The sequence below is a fragment of the Vreelandella jeotgali Hwa genome (assembly GCF_000334215.1).
In the GTDB taxonomy this organism is placed as follows: domain Bacteria; phylum Pseudomonadota; class Gammaproteobacteria; order Pseudomonadales; family Halomonadaceae; genus Vreelandella; species Vreelandella jeotgali.
In genome coordinates this window covers 98,404-119,835 of record NZ_AMQY01000011.1, presented here as the reverse complement: position 1 = coordinate 119,835, position 21,432 = coordinate 98,404, and the positions used below count along the sequence as shown (strand labels likewise).

Here is a 21,432-nt window from a genome sequence, read left to right as displayed (position 1 = left end):
ACTCAATACCGGCGGGGTGCCGTTTGCCGTGTCGCGCTGTGCGGGCAGGAGCTGGATATCTACCAAAACGCCCCCGACAGAAGACTGCCGGGGGCGCTGAATCTGGTGGGTCGTGCAGGATTCGAACCTGCGACCAATTGGTTAAAAGCCAACTGCTCTGCCAACTGAGCTAACGACCCGTAACAGGGTCCGAAATGGTGGGTCGTGCAGGATTCGAACCTGCGACCAATTGGTTAAAAGCCAACTGCTCTGCCAACTGAGCTAACGACCCCCTCGAACGGATGCATATCCTACGGATCTGATGCCGTGATCGCAAGCGCTTTTTCGTACCCCGGCGGAGAAATTATCCGCGCGGGCGTTTGGGCTTGCGCATGGCATGTACCGGACGGCGCTTGTTTTTGTCGCGGCTCCAGCGGTTCTTTTCGTTGGGCGTCAGCTCGGGCACCTTGCGCGCCGGCAGATCGGCCAGCGTCGCCAGGTCATCGACCTCGTCCTGACCCAGCTCGATCCACTCGCCGGCCCTGGCGCGTTTGTCGAGGAAGATATTGCCGTAGCGCACGCGCTTCAGGCGGCTGACGGTCAATTCCTGGGATTCCCACAGGCGACGCACCTCGCGGTTGCGCCCTTCCAGCAGGACCACATGAAACCAGGTGTTGATGCCCTCGCCGCCGAACTCCTGAACGTCGGTAAAGCGCGCGGGGCCGTCTTCGAGCATGACGCCTTCCACCATGGCAACGACGTTTGCCTTTTTCACCTCGCCCATCACCCGCACGGCGTATTCGCGCTCGACCTGGGTGGAAGGGTGCATCAGGCGGTTGGCCAGCTCGCCATCGGTGGTGAACAGCAAAAGCCCGCTGGTGTTGATATCCAGCCGGCCGATGGCGATCCAGCGTTCGCCCTTGAGCCGCGGCAAACGCTCGAACACCGTGCGCCGCCCTTCCGGGTCCTTGCGCGTGCAGAGCTCGCCTTCGGGCTTGTTGTACATGAGGACGCGGCGCGGAACTTCGGCTTCCGCCTTGAGCGTTACCGGGCGCTCGTCGAAGGCGACGCTGTCGCGGGGCTCAACGCGGTCGCCCAGGGTCGCCAGCGCGCCGTTGACCTTGACGCGGCCGGCGGCAATCGCGGTTTCCATTTCCCGCCGCGACCCCAGCCCGGCGCGAGCCAGGACTTTCTGCAGTTTTTCACCGCCGGGCGCTGCCGGCGTTTTATCGGCTTTTTTAGCGGGGGTTTTCTTCTGACTCATGGTCGTGTGACCTCGTGGAATGCTCGTCCGGGCGCTCGTTATCATCGGCGCGCCCGGCGCGGGCCGCCAGCTTCGCCTCCAGATCGGCAAAGCTCAGCGGCCGGGTTAACGCCGTCTCGGCGTGGTCATCGGCAGCGCCGAGCTCGGGCTTGTCTTCCGGCTCGGGCTCGGGCGCTGCCGCCTCTGAGGGCGCATCGTGGCGCGTTTTGTCGTCGTCGGCAAGCGGTTTTTCCGGCGCTTCGCCGTGCTTGCCGGCCGGCATGTCTTCCGGCGTCCTGCCACCCTGTTCCGCCGTTGCCTGGTCGTCGTCGGGCTCGTCGTCGCCGACCAGTGCGTGCATGGGCGGCAGGGCATCGAGGGTTTTCAGGCCGAAGTCGTCGAGAAAGCTGCGCGTGGTGGCGTACACCGCCGGGCGGCCGGGCACGTCGCGGTGGCCCACAATGCGGGTCCAGCCGCGCTCGCCCAGGGTGCGCATGATCGAGCTGGAGACGCTGACGCCGCGTACCTCTTCGATATCCCCGCGGGTAACCGGCTGGCGGTAGGCAATCAGCGCCAGCGTTTCCAGTAGCGCCCGGGAGTAACGCGCCGGGCGCTCGTCCCACAGCCGCGAGACCCAGGGCGACAGCCGCGGGCGAATGCGCAGCTGGTGGCCCGAGGCGCTTTCCACCAGTTCCAGCGCGCCGCCGGCGTGGCGCTCGTTGAGCCGCGCAAGCGCCAGGCGCAGCTCGCCCCGGGCCGGGCGCTCGGCCTCGGCGAACAGCGTCTCCAGCCGCTCCACGGAGAGCGGCTCGCCGGCGGCCAGCAGCGCCGCTTCAATGATGTCGTCCAGGGTCGTGCCCGCCTCGCTCATGGTGCATCCTCGTCGGCAAAAACGGCGTCATCGCCGTCATCGTGTTCCTCGTCAGGCGCCGGCTCCGAGGCCAGGCCGGGAGTGACATCGCCGGCTTGCGGCCCGGCGTCGCGCGTGCGCACATGGATGGGCGACAGCGGCGCGTTCTGCACGATTTCGATCATGGCTTCCCGCGCCAACTCCAGAATCGCCATGAACGTCACCACCACCCCGGCGCGGCCTTCTTCCAGATTGAAAAGCGCCTCGAACGGCGTGTAGTGCCCGGTGTTCAGCGCGTCCATGATGCGCAGCATGCGTTCCCGGGTCGACAGCACCTCCGGGGTGATGCGGTGCTGGCGGTTCAGCTCGGCGCGCCGCAGAATGCCGTTCATGGCGCCCAGCAGCTCGTCGAGCTCCACGTCGGGATGAATGACCCGGGCTTCCAGGTCGGGCACGTCGACCCGGGTGCTGAACCAGTCGCGCCCGGTGCGCGGCAGCGTGTCCAGGGTTTCGGCGGCCTCCTTCAGGCGCTCGTATTCCTGCAGCCGGCGGACCAGTTCGGCCTGGGGGTCGTCTTCTTCCTCGTCGTCTTCCCGGGGCGGGCGCGGCAGCAGCGTGCGCGATTTGATCTCGGCCAGCATCGCCGCCATCAGCAGATATTCGCCGGCCAGCTCGATCTGCATGGCTTTCATCAGCTCCACGTACTCGATGTACTGGTGGGTAATCGCGGCGACGTTGACGCTGAGGATGTCCAGATTCTGACGGCGGATCAGATACAGCAGCAGGTCCAGCGGGCCTTCAAACGCTTCCAGAAACACCCGCAGCGCCTCCGGGGGAATGTATAAATCCTCCGGCAGCTGGGTAATCGGCTCGTCAAACAGCAGCGCCAGCGCCTCGGAGACCGGCTCGTCGGCGGTCTTGGCGTCGTCGGGCGCCGGGTTGGGGGTATCACTCACGCAGGGTCTCGCTTTCGGGAAGCCGTGATGGAGCGCGCCAGTCTAGCAAGACCAGCGCGGCGCCGTCTTTCAGCCCGCTGCACTTTCCGGAACCATTGCCGTTAACCTCGATCCGTCGGACGAGCCGTCAACAGGTCGGCGAGGGGGCGCTATCAATCCCTCCCTGGACGCTATCTACGCCATCCCTGGCGTAGAACCCCCTCTTCGACCTGTTGACGGCTCTGCGGACGATAGCACTACCGCATTTTCACTCCGCCACGCACACTCGGTTGCGGCCGCTTTGCTTGGCCTGGTAGAGCGCTCTGTCGGCCTGCTTGAGCAGCGCGGGCAGCTGCGCCTCATCGGGCCATTCGAGAACCGCCACGCCAATCGACACCGTGTAATGGATGGCGTCGCCGTCGGCCGGGAAAACCGGGGCATTGGCCAGCGTCCGGCGCAGGGTCTCGGCCTTGACCCGCCCTTCCTCGGCGTTGGCACCGGGCAGCAGAATGGTAAATTCCTCTCCGCCGAAACGCGCCAGGATGTCGCTGCCGCGCAGCCGCGAATGGCAGATATCCGCCAGCGATTTCAGCACCTCATCACCGGCATCGTGGCCGCAGGAATCGTTGACCGCCTTGAAATGGTCGATATCCAGCGCCAGCGCGGTCAGGGTGCCGCCTTCACGCTGCAGCCGCTGAATTTCACGGCTGGCCAGCTCGTCAAAATAACGCCGATTGGCCAGCCGGGTCAGCGGGTCGCTGTAGGCCAGGCGTTCGAGAGACTGTTCAAGAGCGACCTGCTGGCTGATGTCCTGGACGCTGCAACGCCCGACCATCAGCGTATTGTAGGCGGAAAGCAGCGACGACACGCTACACAGCACCGTCAGCAGGTCGCCGTTGTTGCAGCGCATGTCCAGCCGGCACTGCATGTGCTCACCCTCGCCCAGCGAGTACAGCAGGTTGTTCAGCACCGGGCGGGACTCGTCGCTCACCAGATCCGTCAGGTAATAGCCGCTCAACAGCTCATCGCGCTGACGCCCCAGGGAAGCAAGCAGCGCATGGTTGACGTTGGTAATCATCCCCGAGGCCGCCAGCGTCACATAGCCGATGGGCGCGTTATCGTAAAGGTCCTTGAACTCGGCGAGTTGCCGGCGCTCCGCTTCGCGCGCAAGGCGGCGCTGCTCCCGTGCGGCGATCACGTAGTACACCAGCATCGCCGCCATGACAAAGAGGCCCACCACAAACGCACGAAACCACGGCCGCAAATACGCCGCTCCCACATGCCACTGGGCGTAGCGGGTCTGTACCAGCATGATCCAGGGGTCGGGGGTGCTGACCGGCTGCACCGACGCGCCCGCACTTGCCGCCGCCGGCCCGGCAGCGGTGGCACTGTCGGTGCCGGTGTCGGTGTCGGTGTCGGTGTCGGTGTCGGTGTCGGTACCAATGTTGGTGGCAATATCACCGGCCTGGCGTTCGCGCGTCCGGGGCACGGGGGTCGGGGCGTCAAACTCGCCGATATTCAGGCGGGCGTAGCTGTACAAGTCGCCGTCGATCTCGGCCATGCCATTGGGTGAGGCCTGGATTTTTTCCCACAGCGCCGGGCGCTGCTCCTTCAGCGTGTTATGCGGCCGTTCAAGCAGCCAGCCCCAGGCGTCATCGGCATTGGGGCTTAACAGCCAATAGCCGTCGCGGTTGAGCAGCATGGGACGATCAAGCTCGGGAAACAGCGCGCGCAACCGCGCCAGCAGCTGATCGGCGGAATAGTTCAGCACCAGCATCCCCCGTGGCTCGCCCTGGCTGTTGGCAACCCGGCGCACCAGACGCAGCGTCGGCTTGAGCGGCCGCTCCAGGCGGCCATGCTCCACGTTCAGCGCCATCGGCGAGAGATACATTTCGCCCGGCTCAAGCGCCATGCCTTCCCTGACGTAGTCGCTTTGCGACTTGTCCTGCAGCGCGGTACTCGCCACGCTGTAGGCGCCGTGCGGCGCATAGTTCACGCGCAGCTGCTCCATGCCGGTGCGGTCAATATAGCGAATCCGGGCGTAACGCGCGTAGGCGTTGCTGGTATCAATCAGGGCCCGCTGCATGATGCTGCGCCGCACTATTGTGGGCGCCTCCAGGTATTCGGTAATGGCGGTTTTCTGCGCGAGCCGATGAACGTCCTGTATCAGGTCCCGGAGCTTTTCCCGGGTCAGAATATCGGCGGTTTTCATCAGCTGCGTATGGCGCGTGCGGACCTCGTCACGCAGGATCTGATCGTAGGGTATTCTGCCGATATACAGCACGCCTGCCAGCAGCACGAATACGATAATCGTCCATTTTATCTGTCGTCGACGCATGCTTTGGCGCATCACGTATCCCCCGCTGTGGTGGGTTGTTATTGTGCCAGCGATACCCTGAGTAGAGCCTGCCACCTGACGGGCATGATCCGCTACTCGGCTTCGGCCGCCCGGCGATAGCGCCCGGCGTAGTCGAACAGCTTTTCGCGGATTTTGAAGTAGCGCCCGGCCAGGCGGCCGACGACGAAATCCGGATGGCGCAGGCGCTCGCGCCCGGCGATGACGTCCGCCGGCGTCGTCGGTTCCCAGCCAATGCCCGGCGCGCGCAAATGGCGGCGCAGAAACACCGCATAAAACGCCCGGCGCTGGGCGGGCGTTTCCAGCGCAAACCACTCGTCAAGCGTCGCGCCGTCCTCATCATGATAGGTCACTTTCAGCCGCGGCAGTCCCCGGCCGTTGGTTGTTGCTTCGAGCTGCATACCCGAGACCCGTAGCACCCGGGCGTCCTTGAGCTTCAGCGCGTCGCGCAGCTTGTCGTCGGCGTCCACCAGGCGTTTGTCGCAGCCGTGGCAGCGCCGTGCGGCAATGTCGTTTTCCGCGCCGCAGTCGTCGCAGGTCTTGAAGCGAAAGCGAAACGCGCACTGTACCGACCGACCCGCGGTGTCTTCCACCAGCCCGTGGCAGCGACGGCCGTAATGCTCGATCAAGAGCTCGCCGTCGTACTTGCCCCAGAAGATGTTGGCGTGCTCGCACTCGGGGCAGATGACCTGCACCGGCTCGCTGTCGCTGGCGGGTCGCGGCTCGCCGACTTCCGGCGCGTAGGTATCCCAGGGGTTGCCGGCGTAGTCGAGAATCAGACAGTCGTCCTTGCCGGGCGAGAGCCGCAGCCCCCGGCCGATAATCTGCTGGTAAAGGCTGGCGGATTCCGTGGGGCGCAGAATGGCAATGACGTCGACGTGAGGCGCGTCAAAACCGGTGGTGAGCACCGCGACGTTGACCAGATACTTGAGCCTTTGCGCCTTGAACGCATTGATCATCGCCGCGCGCTCCCGGGCATCGGTAGCGCCGGTCATCAGCGCGGCCTCGCCGTCGGGCAGATAGCTCAGCACCTCTTCGGCGTGTTCCACGGTGGCGGCAAAAATCATCACGCCCCGGCGCCGCTCGGCGCGGGCGATAATATCGGCGACGATACCCGGCGTGGCGCGGCTGCCGGCGACGACCCGGTTCATCGCCGCTTCGCTGAACGCGCCGCTTTCCGCCGGTGCCAGCCCGGCGAAGTCGTAGTGTTCCACGGCCATGTCCAGCCGCGTGGGCGCCGCCAAATAGCCCTGCTTGACCATCAGCCTGAGCGGCTGTTCGAACACGCAGTCGCGAAAAAAGCAGTCCTCGTCGCCGCGGACCATGCCGTGGTGGTGGCGATGATAGATAAAGCCCTGCCCCAGCCGGTACGGCGTGGCGGTCAGGCCCAGAATCTTCAGGTTGGGGTTGTGCTGGCGGAGATGCTCGATGACCCGGCGATAGCTGGCGTTTTCATCGAGAGAGACGCGGTGGCATTCGTCGATCACCAGCAGCGTAAAGTTGCCGTCGGCAAAACGCTCGGGGCTGCGCACCACCGACTGCACCGAGCCGAACACCACCTGGCGGCCGGCTTCCTTGCGTTTGAGCCCGGCGCTGAAAATATCCGCCGTCAGGCCGTAGGCCTCGTATTTGGCGTGGTTCTGCTCGACCAGCTCGCGCACATGCGCCAGCACCAGCACCCGCCCCCGAGCCAGACGGGCGAGTTCGGCAATCACCAGCGATTTGCCGCTGCCGGTGGGCAACACCACCACGGCGGGCTCGCTCGACCCGCGAAAATGCCCTACCACCCGCGCAACGGCCTCGCGCTGGTAGGGGCGCAACTCGGGCGGACCGGGAAGGTTCGCCGGTGTGACAGTGTCAGTGCGGTGAGAGGCAGATGGCGGCAAAATCAACTCGCTTTGTCGGCATTCGTGGGTAGCGTCAGTGGGCGGCAGATGATGGCATTATCAGCCTCTTGCTCATGCGACCTTCGTGACTTTGCGTCCTGACGCTCAAGGTAGCAGCCGCGGCCGGTGACACCGCTCCGGGTAACAATTCGACAAGCTCGACTCCCCGGCGCGGTCGGGCTGCCGCGTTACTGGTCTTGTGCGACAACCCGTGGCATTGTGTTTTTGTCGTCAGACGGCTTACAAAATTCGTTTTCCCGGGGAGGCCGGCACTTATTGTACCGACACAAGCATGCGAGGCGGGATATCCCCGACGAGCACAACATGTCGGCATTTTTCGCTGCCCTCTGACTGCGCAGCCCCTGGCGACTGACGGTAGCTGGCAAAAGACCAGCACAACGCGTAACCAGCTCCTTGCCACAACAATAAAACACGGCCAATGGAGGGTAGCCTTGAACGCCATGATCGATGTGCAGAGCCTGCACAAAACCTTTGGTGGCCTGCAGGTTCTCAACGACTGCTCAATACGAGTGGAAAAAGGCTCAATCACCGGCCTGATCGGCCCCAACGGCGCCGGCAAATCGACGCTGTTCAACATCATTGCCGGCTCCCTGCCGCCCGACCGCGGCAAAATTCTGCTGGATGGCGAAGACATCACCGGCCAGCCCACTCACCGGCTGTTTCATCGCGGCCTGGTGCGCACCTTTCAGATTCCCCACGAGTTTTCGATGATGACCGTGCGCGAGAACCTGATGGTGGTGCCGCCGGATCAGCGGGGCGAAAACCTGTTCACCAGCTGGTTGGCCTGGGGCAAAGTGCGCGATCAGGATGCCAGCATCCTCGAAAAGGTCGATGACGTGCTGGATTTCCTGGAAATAGACCACGTTGCCGACGAGCTGGCCGGCAACCTCTCCGGCGGCCAGAAAAAACTGCTGGATCTGGGTCGCGCCATGATGACCGATGCCCGGGTGGTACTACTCGACGAGCCGGGGGCCGGCGTCAATCGCACCCTGCTGGGCAAGATTCGCGAAGCCATCCGCCGCCTCAACGAAGAGCGCGGCTATACCTTCTGCGTGATCGAACACGACATGGACCTGGTGAGTTCGCTGTGCGATCCGGTACACGTCATGGCCAACGGTGAGCTGATCGCCTCCGGCCACATGGACGAGCTGCGCCGCAACGAACAGGTGCGCGAGGCCTATCTGGGCGGCGGCGCCAGCGGACGCGGGGGAGAATCTCCGGCATCAGCCACCACCGGCACAGACAAGGAAGCCAGCCAATGAGCATACTGCTTGAAGCCCGGGACCTTTACGCTGGCTATGGCGGCAACGATATCCTCAAGGGCGTGAACCTGGGTGTGGAACACGACGAGATCGCGGTTATCGTAGGCCCCAACGGCGCCGGCAAGTCCACCGCCATGAAAGCCGTCTTCGGCCTGCTGAACATCCGCCAGGGCCAGGTGCTGTTCCGCGGTGAAGCCATCACCAACACCAAACCCGAGCAGATGGTGCGCCGCGGCGTTGCCTATGTGCCCCAGGAACACAATATTTTCCCCTCGCTGACGGTGCAGGAAAACCTCGAGATGGGCGCCTACCTGATGAAGGGCGATATCCGACCGCGCCTGGCGCACGTCTATGAGCTGTTCCCCCGCCTGGCCGAACGCCGGCGCCAGCCTACCGGGCAGATGTCCGGCGGTGAACGCCAGATGGTCGCCATGGGCCGCGCGCTGATGATTGATCCCAGCCTGCTGATGCTGGATGAGCCAACGGCCGGCCTGTCGCCCCGGCTGATCGATGAAACCTTCGTGCAGATCCAGAGGATCAACGCCGAAGGCATCGGCGTGCTGATGGTGGAGCAGAACGCCAGACAGGCGCTGGCCATCGCCACCCGCGGCTATGTGATGGCCACCGGGGCCAACCGCCACGAAGACACGGGGCCGGCGCTGCTGGCCGATCCCGCCGTCGCCGAAATGTTTCTGGGGGGCTGAGGATGAACGAGATCCTGCAACTGCTGGTATACGGCCTGGTGCTGGGCAGCGTGCTGGCCATGGGCGCGATCGGGGTATCGATGATCTTCGGCATCCTGCGCTTTGCCCACTTCGCCCACGGCGATTTCATGACGCTGGGGGCCTATCTGGGCCTGGCGTTTGTCTCCGCCTTCGGGCTGAGCGCCTGGTGGGCGCTGCCGGCCGCGATGCTGGGGATGGCGATCATTGCCGTGGCTATCGATCAGCTGATCTATCGACGCCTGCGCCGCACTCAGCCGGTTATTCTGCTGATTTCCTCGTTTGGCATGGCGCTGATTCTGCGCAGCCTGGTGCAGCTGATCTGGGGCTCGGACAATCAGACCTACGTCAGCGGCATCCAGTTTCCGTGGCGCCTCGACTGGCTGGGCGGACTGCGCCTCAAGCCCGACCACGTCTGGATCGTGCTGATCTCGTCGGCGCTGATTGTCATGGTGCACCTCTTTCTCAGTCGCACCCGGCTGGGCAAGGCCATGCGGGCCATGTCCGACAACATGGATCTGGCGCGCATCTCGGGTATTCCCGCCGAGCGGGTCATCATGATGACCTGGATCATCGGCGGGGCGCTGGCCGCCGCCGCCGGTGTTTTCCTCGGCATCGACACCCGGCTGCATCCGATGATGGGTTGGACGACGCTGCTGCCGATATTTGCCGCCGCCATTCTGGGCGGTATCGGGCGTCCCTACGGCGCCATTGTGGGCGGTATGGTCATCGGCATCTCCATGGAAATGTCTACCCTGTTCATCTCGGCGTCCTACAAGCCGGCCGTCGCCTTCGCCATCATGGTGATCATGCTGATTGTGCGGCCCCAGGGCATCTTCAAGGGGACTCTCTAATGGAACTTGCAGGCGTTTCCAGCTACCTCATTTCGTTTCTGACCTTCGCCGGCATCTACGCCATCCTGGTGCTTGGCCTTAACAGCCAGTGGGGCTTTACCGGCCAGTTCAACATCGGCATCGCCGGCTTCTTCGCGGTGGGCGCCTATACCAGCGCCATCCTGACCACTCCCGGCAGCCCGGCCTATCTGGGCGGGTTCGGTATGCCGTTTCTGGTGGGGCTGGCCGGCGCAACCCTGGCATCGGTGGCTATCGGCCTGATCATCGGCGTGATTACCGCGCGGCTACGCACCGACTACCTTGCCATCGCCACCATCGGCATTGCCGAGATGATCCGGCTGTTCATCAAGAACGAGGACTGGCTGACCAACGGCGTGCGCGGCCTTGCCGGCATCGCCCGACCCCTGGTCGGCACGCCGCTGGATACGCCCCTGGGCTATCTGCTGATTGTGGCGCTGTTCGTGGTGCTGGCCTACTTCCTGGTGGAACGTGCCTATGTCTCGCCCTGGGGCCGCGTGCTGCGGGCGATCCGCGAGAATGAGCCGGCCACCGCCGCGGCGGGTAAGTCCATCGCGCGCTTCCGGCTCCAGGCCTTTGTGCTGGGCTCTGCTCTCATGGGGCTGGGCGGCGGGCTCTACGCCCACTTCTTCGGCTTCCTGAGCCCGGAAGCCTTCAAGCCGCTCTACGGCACCTTCATCATCTGGGTGATGCTGATTGCCGGCGGCAGCGGTAACAACCGCGGGGCACTGCTGGGTGCACTGGTGGTGTGGGGCATCTGGAGCGGCACGGAGCTGCTCACCGGCATGCTTCCGTCAGCATATGCCACCCAGGGCGCAGCGCTGCGCGTGCTGTTGATCGGTGTGTTGTTGCAGATGTTCCTGCTGACCCGGCCCCAGGGGCTACTGCCCGAGAAGCCACCCCGGCTGACCGCCAAAGGCGCCAAGGGCCGGCAAGACGGCTAGGCCGGCGAATACAGCGCTGGCGCTTATCACTGGCCAGCTATCACTGACCCATTGCTACTGACCCATTGCCACTGACCAAAGCAGACAGGGCCCGGTGAGATTCACCGGGCCCTGTCTGTTGTTGCCTGCAGTTGTTGCACTGCTGTTAGCTTCTGTTGATTGTTATTGGCGATTGCACGTTGCGGACGTTGCCGGCGTGTTTACTCGCTTTTCTCACCGTCCTTTCCCGGTTCAAAGACCCGCTGGGTCACGATCTCACCGTCTTCATAGGCGAACACGCCGAAGGTACCCGGCACATCGCCATTGTCGTCGAAGTTGACCGATCCCGACGCGCCCTGGTAATCAATATCCTCACCGTTACCCAGCAGTTCTGCGGCCTTGGCAAATTCGCCCGGGCCGACTCGGGTTCCCGGCGGGTTAGCCACTTCGCGCAGACTGTCGCGGATCGCGGTACGGTCGGTGGAGCCGGCATGCTCGGTCGCCAGGCCAATCAGGTAGACCGCATCGTAGGCGGTATCGAGATAGGGCTTGGGCGGCACTTCATCGTGGGCTTCGCTGTAGGCGGAGGCAAAATGCTTGGCACCGGGTGAGTCGCTGCGCGCCTGCGGCACGGTACCCACGGTGCCCTCAAGCGCCCGGGCGCCGAGGTTCTCGATAAGCTCCGGCGCCTTGAGGCCATCGGAGAACACGAACTTGTCGAAGAAGCCGCCTTCCAGCGACTGGCGCAGGATGGTCTGGCCGTTCTCGGGGTAACCAATCAGAATCAGCGCATCAGCACCGCCCTCGCTGGTCTGGGACAGCTCGCCACGATAGGCCGCCTGGCCCTGCTCATAGGCCACGCTTTCGGTCACTTCGCCACCGGCATCGGTAAAGGCATCGCTAAAGGACTCGGCAAGCCCCTTTCCGTAATCGTTGTTGATGTAGATAACGCCGACTTTCTCGTAGCCCTGCTCGGCAGCCACCTCGGACAGCGCAACGCCCTGGAAGGCATCCGACGGCACGGTACGGAACAGAAAGTCGTTATCGTCCAGCGGGGTGATCACCGGCGAAGTGGACGCATTGCTGATCTGCAGCACCCCTTCCGACGCTGACACACTCTGCGCCACGGGCACGGTCACGCCGCTGGAAAGCGCGCCGACAATGCCATGTACGCCTTCCAGGTTAACCAGCTTCTGGGCGGTGGCAACGCCGGGCTGCGGAATGGTCTGGGTATCACCTGTGGCGAGCTCGACGTCGTCATCCAGCACGCCGCCCGCTTCATTGATTTCCCTGACCGCCAGCTCGGCAGACTTCAGCGACGGCTCCCCATAGCTTTGCAGATCGCCGGTCAGCGGCACCAGAGCGCCAATTTTCAGCGTATCCGCCGACACGCTCAGGCTGCCGGCCAGCATCAAGGCGGACACGGCTCCGACAAGTGGTTTCCTGTTCAACATTACATCCTCCAGACTCGCGCATGCGATTATGTATTTGTTATGGGAGTGCACCTACACATCACAATCTGGAAGGCTTGGCGGCAAAACTCAAGCCTGTTGTTGCATTATCGGCTGGATGAACGGTGTCACCCTGCTATAGCCAAGCCGGCTATACCTGTGCAGTGCTAGACTGATGCCGCTGGCTGACACGACACTTTATGCTGAAGGCTGACCATGATTTACATCGACAACGAAGGCGTCACCGACCCCCGCATCAACCTGGCCATCGAAGAGCACTGCATTCGCCATCTGCCCGCCGGGGAAGATTACCTGCTGTTCTACATCAACACGCCGTCGATCATTATCGGGCGCAATCAGAACACCCTGGAAGAAATCAACCAGCCCTATATCGACGAACACGGCATCCACGTGGTGCGGCGGATTTCCGGCGGCGGCGCGGTGTATCACGACCGGGGCAACCTCAACTTCAGCTTCCTGACCGACTTTGCCAAGGACAAGCTGAACAACTTCAAGGAGTTTGCCACGCCCATCATCGAGGTGCTCAACGACATGGGCGTGCCGGCAGAGATGAAGGGACGCAACGACATCGTGGTGGACGGCAAAAAAATCTCCGGCAACGCGCAGTTTTCGTCCACTAAACGCATGTTCAACCACGGCACCCTGCTGCTGGACTGCGATCTGAGCCAGGTCAGCCAGGCGCTGGACGTGAAGATGACCAAGATTCAGTCCAAGGGGCACAAATCCGCCCGGGCGAGGGTAGCCAACATCGCCGAGTTTCTTGACGCGCCGCTGTCTACCGAGGCGTTCAAGGAAAAAATCCTTGCCGGCATCTTCCCCGACGGCACCGAACGTCAAACCTATCGCCTAACCGACGAGGACTGGGAGAGCATCAACGCTCTGGTGGCCGAAAAATACGGCTGCTGGGACTGGAACTACGGCCGCTCGCCGGAGTTCGACATCCAGCGCACCCGGCACTTTGCCGCCGGCATTATCGACTTCCGCCTCAAGGTCAAACGCGGCGGCACCGTCGAAAACGTCAAGATCTACGGCGACTTCTTCGGCCAGCACCCGGTCAGCGAGATCGAGGACGCGCTGGTCGGCGTGCGCTACGACAAGGGCGAAATCGAAGCCGCGCTGGCCGATTTTGACCTCTATCTCTACTTCGGCGACGTCGACCGCGGCGAATTTATCGACCTGATCTACGGGCCGGATGAACCACAATAAGTCGATTCGGCCGGGCACGTCCTTAAGGGGTATGCTGACGCGTTATATGACAGGAAACGCTACGGGAAGAAACGCCACGGAGAGAACCACACAGGGAAGTAACCCGCCATGATTAGCCCTTACCACGCCAGATATTTTGCCTACGAGCTAACGCGCCGGCGGCGCGGAGGCGACATGGATCGTATCGGACAGTCGCTGTTCGATGCGTCGGTTGATCTGAATCCGCACCAGATCGATGCGGCTCTGTTTGCCTTGCAAAACCCGCTGATAAAGGGCGTCGTGCTGGCCGATGAAGTCGGGCTGGGCAAAACGATTGAAGCAGCGCTGGTCGTGGCTCAATACTGGGCCGAACGCCGACGGCGAATTATTGTGGTGTGCCCGGCCGCCCTGCGCAAACAGTGGGCCAACGAGCTATCCGATAAATTTCACTTGCCCACTCAGGTATTGGATAACAAAACCTGGCAGGCGAAGCGCAAGGCCGGCGTGATAGACCCGTTCAACGAACCCGTTATCAGCGTGGTGTCCTATACGTTTGCTACGCGTATGCAGGAGTCACTGCGGCTCACTCCCTGGGACCTGGCCGTATTTGATGAAGCGCACAAACTGCGCAATGCCCACCGCGACAGCCATCGAACGGGGCAAGCGATCAAACAGGCTTTTGGCAAGTGCCAAAAATTACTGCTGACAGCCACGCCGCTACAAAACTCGCTGCTGGAGCTGTACGGCCTGGCGACTGTGATCGACGAGCACCTGTTCGGCGACAGGCAAAGCTTCCGTCAGCAATACATGCGCGACGGTGGCGATATGGACGGCCTGCGCGACCGATTGCAGGAATTTGCCAAACGCACCCTGCGGCGTGACGTCAACGAGTATATTCGCTATACAAAACGTCGAGCGCTTACCGTACCGTTCCAGCCGTCAGACGACGAGCTGCGCCTGTATCATCTTGTTTCCGCCTATCTACAGCGGAATGACGCCTATGGCGTTCCACACCAGCAGCGCCACCTGGTCACGCTGGTCGCACGCAAACTACTGGCCTCCAGCACGCCGGCCATCATCAACACGCTTGAAAGCATCGTGGCAAGGCTGGTCAAACTCGAGGATCAGCAGGCAGAAGATGACAACTGGCTGGAAACGCTGATCGACCACGAAGAGCTTGAAGAAGACATTCTTGACGAAGCCGCCGAGGACAACAGCGACTATGCAGCCACAGCCGCCCCGGCTACCCAACAGGAGAGGCCGACTCTCGACCGCGACAGGCTACAGGGGGAAATCGCCGAGCTGAACCAATACCTCGAACTGGCCCGGCGTATTCCCGAAGATGCCAAATCCGCTGCCTTGCTGAGCGCTCTGGAACAGGGCCTTTCCCACATGGCGAGCATGGGCGCGGAACAAAAAGCCGTGATCTTCACCGAAAGCCGCCGCACCCAGGAATACCTCTATCAATACCTGGAACGCCACGGCTATCTCGGCCGCGTGGCCACGTTCAACGGCTCCAATAGCTCAGCCAGCAGCAATGCCATCTACCAGCGCTGGCGAGCTCGTTATGAAAGCACCGACCGGGCAACAGGCAGCGCTGCCATCGACAAGCGCACCGCGATTATCGACCACTTCCGGGACGAAGCCGATATTCTTGTCGCCACCGAAGCCGCCGCCGAAGGGGTGAACCTTCAGTTTTGCAGCCTGGTGATCAATTATGATCTGCCCTGGAATCCGCAGCGCGTCGAACAGCGCATCGGCCGCTGCCATCGTTACGGTCAGGCATTCGACGTCGTCGTCATCAACTTTCTCAACGAAAAAAACGCGGCTGACCGCCGTGTACTGGAGCTATTGACCGACAAGTTTGAGCTATTTGACGGACTTTTTGGCGCCTCGGACGAAGTGCTCGGCCGTATCGAGTCCGGCGTGGACATGGAAAAGCGCATCGCCGCCATTTACGACACCTGCCGCACCCGGGAAGAAATCGAACAGGCGTTCCGCCAGCTGCAAGGCGAGCTGGAAGACAGCATCAACGAGCGCATGCTCGACACCCGCGACAAACTGTTCGAGCACTTCGACGCCGGCATTCACGATCTGCTGAAGATACAGCACGACAAGGCTGTACAGCAGCTCGACACCATCAGCCGCCTGTTCTGGCAGCTGACCCGGCACCAGCTGGCCGGCTGCGCCCGCTTTGACGACGACAGCCTCGCATTCGACCTGCACCGCAGTCCGCTGCCCGATGTGCCCGCCGGCCGCTACGAGCTGATCCGCAAGGGGCATCAGCCGGACAGGACGGCCCACCTGTATCGCTTGAACCACCCGCTGGGCGAATACGTGCTGGATACCGCCCGGCGGCTGGAAACCCCGGTGGCGACGCTAACATTCGATCTGGCCGGCCACGCCGCCAAAATGAGCGCCCTCGATCAGCTGCCGGAAAAATGCGGCTGGCTCGAACTCAACCTGCTGGAGCTGGACAGCTTTCAGCGCGAAGAACACCTGGTCTTCACCGCCATCACCCACAGCGGCCAATTGCTCGATGATGAGCACTGCCGCCAGCTGTTTCAGCTATCCGCCGACGTGCAATACGCTGATACCACTCAGGAAGCCGAAGAAGACACGACTTTCCTCAAGGACACCGCCCGGCGCCAGCTCAATGCCCGGCTCAGCACCGTTCTGGATGAAAACCACCACTACTTCCAGCGCGAGCGCACCAGGTTGGACGCCTGGGCCGACGACCAGATGCACAGCGCCGAACAGACACTTGAAGACACCAAAAGCAGCATCAAGCAGGCCAAGCGCACGTCGCGCCAGGCGGAAAGTATCGAAGAGCAGAAACAGGCAGAAGAAACGCTCAAGCAACTAACGCGCCAGCAGCGACGCCAGCGCCAGGCGCTGTTTGACTTGGAAGACCGCATCGAAGAGCGCCGCGACGCCATGATCAGCGCGCTGGAACAACAGATGCACCGCAAAAGCAGCACCCACCACCTGTTTCGGATTCGCTGGCGGCTGGCATGAAAAATAAGCGTTTTTCACAAAAAATTGGTATCGTAAGCGTTTTTCATGGCCAATAAGCGTTTTTCATGGTTCAGCATCGCTGAGGCCAGATTTCTGCTGCCTTGATGGCGGGCCAGATTATCCAGCAATGCGCCTCACCGTCACATTTATTCCTCTGTCAGGTCACCCATGAGTCAAGACACCCAACACCACCGGGCCAATGCGCGGCGCGTGAAATTTGCCGCGCTGCTACGCGAGATGTTCCAGCTGGACCAGCCGGAGCTGGACTTCGGCCTCTACCGTATTATGCACGCGCGCAAGGCGGATATTGACCGCTTTATCGAGCAGGATCTGCCGCAAATCGCCCAGGATGCCTTCAAGGACTTTGCGGGCAACGACAAGGCCCAGCTGGACAAAGACCTGGAGCAGGCACGCCAGGGTGCGGTAGCGGCCGGTATAGCCCCGGAAGACTCTCCTAAAGTGCAAGAGCTGGAAGCCCAATACGCCACCGGCTTTAACGTCGCCCGGGAAGAAGGCGAAGTCTACGATGCCCTGGTAACGTTTTTCAGCCGCTACTACAGCGAAGGCGACTTTATCTCCCAGCGCCGCTATGGCGACGGCACCTACGCCATCCCTTACGATGGCGAAGAGGTCAAGCTGCACTGGGCCAACAAGGACCAGTACTACATCAAGTCAAGCGACACGCTGCGCGACTACAGCTTCCGCCTGAACCTCGACGCCGGCCCCGCTGACGATCCGCTGCGCGTTCACTTCAAGCTGGTGGATGCCGCCCCCGGCGCCCAGGACAACAACAAGGAAGCCGACGACAGCAAGCGCGTCTTCGTGTTGGACGCAGACGCGCCGTTTACCGTGGAACAGGGCGAACCCAACACCGCAGGCCACCGCTTTAACGAGCTGCACTGCCGCTTTCATTTCCGCCCGGCGACCATGGACGACTGGACAGCGCCGGTGAAACAAAATGCCACTACCGCTGCCGCCAAAAAAGCGCCCACTCAGGATCACCTGCGCGCCATTGCCGAAGAGCGCCTGCTGGGTAAAACCAGCACTCTGCCCCCCGAATGGCGCAGTGCCCTGGCCAAACGCTATCGCAAGGCCGACGGCGAGCTGGCGGAGTACAGCACCTTCCGCGGCCAGCTGAATAACTACAGCAAGAAAAATACCTTTGACTACTTTATCCACAAGGACCTGGGCGGCTTTTTAACCCGCGAGCTGGATTTCTACCTCAAGCACGAGCTGATGAACTGGGAAGACCTTTCCGCGGCCAAAAACGACCCGGCAAGGCTTGCCCCGCTGCTTTCCAAGCTGGACGTGGTGCGCACTCTGGGCGAAAAGATTATCGCCTTTCTTTCCCAGCTGGAAAATTTCCAGAAGAAACTCTGGCTGAAAAAAAAGTTTGTTACCGAAACCAACTACTGTATCACCCTCGATCGGCTGGAAGACTCACCGGAACTGTTGGCACAGGTATTTGCCAACTCGGCACAAAAACAGGACTGGAAAAAGCTGTATCAGCTTGATCTTGACGCGCTGGAACAGGCGCTCACAGGCACCGACGCCGTAGAGTTAATCGAGCGGCCGGAATACCGCTATTTGATGCTCGATACCGCGCACTTCAACGCCGCCTTCAAGGCGCAGCTTCTGGATACCCTCGACAACCTGGACGACCAGTGCGACGGCCTGCTGATTCACTCCGAGAACTTTCAGGCACTGAATCTACTTCAGGAGCGTTACCGGGAACAGGTGAAGTGCGTTTATATTGATCCGCCGTATAATACAGGAAGCGATGGTTTTCTTTATAAAGATACTCTTCAGCACTCAAGCTGGGGTTCCTTCATACTTGACCGCTCACTAGCCTGCAATCCACTTTTTGATATACATCAAGGCGCATTATTTGCAAGCATTGACGATGATGAGCAAGATTTTCTTCGAAAAATACTAAGTATCAGCATGGGGGATAAAAACTTTGTTGCTAATATAATATGGCAAAAAAAATACGCCCCTGCCAATGATGCCACTTGGCTCAGTGATGATCATGACTTTGTCGTCAATTTTGCGGCAAGTAAACAAAGCTGGATACCTGGAAGAATACCACGTTCTGCAAGTAATAATAGCGCATATACCAACCCTGACAATGATAAAAGGGGAAGCTGGCGTGCAGACAACTACAAATGTAACAAAACTGCTAATGAGCGCCCCAACCTATACTACGCGATAACCAATCCTAACACTGGTGAAGAAATATGGCCAAAAGAAAATGCAGTTTGGCGGTATACTAGTGATGCACACGCTAAAAATGAAGCCGATAACCGTGTCTGGTGGGGAAAGAGCGGAACTAATAAAACCCCCGCCTACAAAAGATTTTTAAGTGATGTAAGTGACCTAGTGCCACGTACTCTTTGGAGTCACAACGAAGTTGGTCATAATCAAGATGGTATTAGAGACTTACGAGCTCTGATTCCAGGTACATCAATGACTAACCCTAAGCCCTCAGGTTTGGTGGAGCGTGTCATACGTGTGGGAAACGGTTCACTGACTCTCGACTATTTCGCGGGTTCAGGCACTACCGGCCACGCCGTCATTAACCTCAATCGCGAGGACGACGGCCAGCGCAAATATATCCTCGTCGAAATGGGCAAACACTTCGATACGGTGCTGAAGCCTCGCATGCAGAAGGTGGTGTACTCACAGGACTGGAAAGACGGCGCGCCCACCGCGCCGGATACCGGCGTATCGCACTGCTTCAAGTACCTGCGGCTGGAGTCCTACGAAGACACCCTGGGCAACCTGGAGCTTGAGCGTAAGCCGGGCATGGCCTCGCTGTTTGATAATGCGGAGAACGATGCCGCTCGCCAGGCCTACGTGATGCAATACCTGCTGGACGTGGAAACCAGCGGCTCGCCGTCGCTACTCAACATCCAGCGCTTTCTGGAGCCTACCCGCTACGAGCTCAAGGTACGCTCTGCGGGCGGGGACGAGACCGTGCCCGTCAACGTCGATCTGCTGGAAACCTTCAACTATCTGCTGGGGCTGACGGTAGAGCACATCGCCGCACCGATTCACTTTGACGCCGACATCACTCATGGCAAGGAAGGCCGATTGCAGGCACAGGTCAAACGCGCCGAGAACGGCCGCTGGTGGTTCCGCACCGTGTACGGCACCAACCGCAACGGCCAACAGGTGCTGGTGGTATGGCGCAACCTGCCGAGCGTCATCGCCGGCGAAGACAACGGCCTGAACCGCGACAACGCCGTACTCGACGCCGTGCTGGTGGAAAAGCTCAAGATCCGCCTGACCGAATCCGCCGACGATGAGATCGACATTCTCTACGTCAACGGCGATCACAACATCCACATCCCCCGCGACCGCAAAGGCCAGCCGATGGATCAGGCCCGCATCGAGCTGGTCGAAGAAGCCTTCCAGCGGCTGATGTTTGCCGATACGCAATAGACGTCGGTTGGCTTGTCACGTACTTATTCAAAACAAAAAATGTAGATAAAAAACCACGATGTAAAAAATTATTCCTTGAATTTCATGGACTTAATTCAACTGATTGTAGATAGGAAAAACCATGGGTGAATTTAATTTGCGCCTAGTCAGTCCTGGCTTCGACTCACAGCTGGTCGATGTGCTGATGGAGCTGAACCACCTGCGCCGCTCGCAGCTGGCGGGCACCACCCGCCCATGGATATTTTTCCAGCTCAAGAACATCTTCCACCTGATGGAAAGCGTTGGCTCAGCTCGCATCGAGGGCAACCGCACTACCATCTCGGAATACGTGGAACAAAAAATTGAACACGGCGAACGCTCGGATGAACGCTTTTCCGAGATTGCCAACGTAGAAGCGGCAATGGATTTCATTGAGCAGTCCGTATCATCGGAGACGGATATTACCCATCATTTTGTGCGCGAGCTACACCAGCTGGTCGTCAGCGGGCTCGACGGTGAAGGCGATAAAACGCCCGGCGCCTACCGCACATGGGATGTGGGCATTGCCGGCTCAGCACATAAGCCGCCGGAACACCTGCAGGTGCAGCCGCTGATGGATGAATGGCTGGCGTTTATCAATCAGGATCACACCAGTAAATATGACCTGCTCAAGACGGCGCTGGCTCACCACCGCTTTGTGTGGATTCACCCGTTTGGCAACGGCAATGGCCGCACCGTGCGGCTGTTAACCTATGCCCTATTGCTTAAATACGGGTTCAACGTGCGTGACGGCAAGATCCTCAACCCGACAGCCGTATTCTGCAACGACCGCGATGCCTATTACGCCAAGCTCTCCCGTGCCGATGAAGGCAGTGACGACGCTCTGCTTGACTGGTGCAGCTATGTACTGACGGGCATTCTGGATGAAATTACCAAAATCGATAAGCTGCTGGACTTTGACTATCTGCACGGTGAGGTTTTACTGCCCACTCTGGAGCTGGCCATTGAACGCGGCTACCTCACCAAAAGCGAAGCCAGGGTACTTCGCCTGGGCCTGAAAAAACAGGAATTCAAGGCGGCCGACCTGAATGAGGTGCTGTCGCAACTCAACTCACGGCAGCGCACGCACCTGATCGCCAAGATGAAGGAGGCGGGCTTTATTCGGCCGCTGAAAGACAATGGGCGAACCTACTACGTCTGCTTTACCAACAACTATTTGATGCGCTGCCTGATTCAGGTGCTGGAAAATACCGGGTTCATTCCTCCGATCAACCAATAGGTGTGC

Annotated in this window: 14 protein-coding genes and 2 tRNA genes; 8 read left to right on the top strand and 8 right to left on the bottom strand. The window is 60.9% G+C overall.

Going from position 1 to position 21,432, the window contains the following annotated elements; genetic code table 11:
* Positions 1–103: 103 nt before the first annotated feature.
* The 7 genes from C793_RS0103850 to radD all read right to left on the bottom strand — a co-directional run bounded on the left by C793_RS0103850 (position 104) and on the right by radD (position 7,249).
* Positions 104–179, bottom strand: a tRNA-Lys gene (locus C793_RS0103850).
* A 16-nt stretch (positions 180–195) separates the two neighbouring features.
* Positions 196–271: transfer RNA gene (locus C793_RS0103845), tRNA-Lys, on the bottom strand.
* A gap of 72 nt (positions 272–343) precedes the next feature.
* Positions 344–1,243 (bottom strand): 23S rRNA pseudouridine(2605) synthase RluB, encoded by a 900-nt coding sequence (rluB, locus tag C793_RS0103840; protein WP_017429637.1) that lies wholly within the window; start codon positions 1,241–1,243, stop codon positions 344–346.
* Positions 1,218–2,093 (bottom strand): SMC-Scp complex subunit ScpB, encoded by an 876-nt coding sequence (gene scpB / locus C793_RS0103835; protein ID WP_017429636.1) that lies wholly within the window; start codon positions 2,091–2,093, stop codon positions 1,218–1,220. Before scpB ends, rluB begins: the two co-directional genes overlap by 26 nt.
* Positions 2,090–3,028 (bottom strand): segregation and condensation protein A, encoded by a 939-nt coding sequence (locus C793_RS0103830; protein ID WP_017429635.1) that lies wholly within the window; start codon positions 3,026–3,028, stop codon positions 2,090–2,092. Before C793_RS0103830 ends, scpB begins: the two co-directional genes overlap by 4 nt.
* Positions 3,029–3,275: 247 nt before the next feature.
* Positions 3,276–5,345: a sensor domain-containing diguanylate cyclase gene (locus C793_RS14055; protein WP_156804885.1), complete on the bottom strand. Its 2,070-nt coding sequence runs from the start codon at positions 5,343–5,345 to the stop codon at positions 3,276–3,278.
* 92 nt (positions 5,346–5,437) lie between these two features.
* On the bottom strand, positions 5,438–7,249 hold the full coding sequence (gene radD / locus C793_RS0103820; protein ID WP_083871891.1) for a DNA repair helicase RadD: 1,812 nt from the start codon (positions 7,247–7,249) through the stop codon (positions 5,438–5,440).
* A 452-nt stretch (positions 7,250–7,701) separates the two neighbouring features.
* On the opposite strand from radD, the gene C793_RS0103815 reads away from it, so the two are divergent.
* The 4 genes from C793_RS0103815 to C793_RS0103800 are packed head-to-tail and all read left to right on the top strand — an operon-like array spanning position 7,702 to position 11,070.
* Positions 7,702–8,532, top strand: coding sequence for an ABC transporter ATP-binding protein (locus C793_RS0103815; RefSeq protein WP_017429632.1), 831 nt, complete (start codon positions 7,702–7,704; stop codon positions 8,530–8,532).
* A complete protein-coding gene (locus C793_RS0103810; protein ID WP_017429631.1) occupies positions 8,529–9,236 on the top strand; it encodes an ABC transporter ATP-binding protein in 708 nt (235 codons plus the stop codon). Before C793_RS0103815 ends, C793_RS0103810 begins: the two co-directional genes overlap by 4 nt.
* Before the next feature lie 2 nt (positions 9,237–9,238).
* Positions 9,239–10,108, top strand: coding sequence for a branched-chain amino acid ABC transporter permease (locus C793_RS0103805; protein WP_017429630.1), 870 nt, complete (start codon positions 9,239–9,241; stop codon positions 10,106–10,108).
* Entirely contained in the window at positions 10,108–11,070 is a 963-nt protein-coding gene (locus C793_RS0103800; protein WP_017429629.1) for a branched-chain amino acid ABC transporter permease, read from the top strand. The genes C793_RS0103805 and C793_RS0103800 overlap by 1 nt, the downstream gene beginning before the upstream one ends.
* 200 nt (positions 11,071–11,270) lie before the next feature.
* Here C793_RS0103800 and C793_RS0103795 read toward each other — a convergent pair whose 3' ends face one another.
* Positions 11,271–12,473, bottom strand: coding sequence for an ABC transporter substrate-binding protein (locus C793_RS0103795; RefSeq protein ID WP_245550187.1), 1,203 nt, complete (start codon positions 12,471–12,473; stop codon positions 11,271–11,273).
* A gap of 243 nt (positions 12,474–12,716) precedes the next feature.
* Between C793_RS0103795 and lplA the strand changes: the two genes are divergently transcribed.
* The 4 genes from lplA (at position 12,717) to C793_RS0103770 (ending at position 21,426) form a co-directional block, all read left to right on the top strand.
* The gene (gene lplA, locus C793_RS0103790; protein ID WP_017429627.1) at positions 12,717–13,727 is read left to right on the top strand and encodes a lipoate--protein ligase; all 1,011 of its coding nucleotides are present in this window, start codon (positions 12,717–12,719) and stop codon (positions 13,725–13,727) included.
* 174 nt (positions 13,728–13,901) lie between these two features.
* Positions 13,902–16,724 carry an SNF2-related protein gene (locus tag C793_RS0103785; protein ID WP_017429626.1) on the top strand — a complete coding sequence of 941 codons (2,823 nt, stop codon included), beginning with the start codon at positions 13,902–13,904 and terminating at the stop codon, positions 16,722–16,724.
* A 168-nt stretch (positions 16,725–16,892) separates the two neighbouring features.
* Positions 16,893–20,168 (top strand): site-specific DNA-methyltransferase, encoded by a 3,276-nt coding sequence (locus tag C793_RS0103775; protein ID WP_017429624.1) that lies wholly within the window; start codon positions 16,893–16,895, stop codon positions 20,166–20,168.
* A gap of 121 nt (positions 20,169–20,289) precedes the next feature.
* On the top strand, positions 20,290–21,426 hold the full coding sequence (locus C793_RS0103770; protein ID WP_017429623.1) for a Fic family protein: 1,137 nt from the start codon (positions 20,290–20,292) through the stop codon (positions 21,424–21,426).
* Positions 21,427–21,432 lie beyond the last annotated feature (6 nt).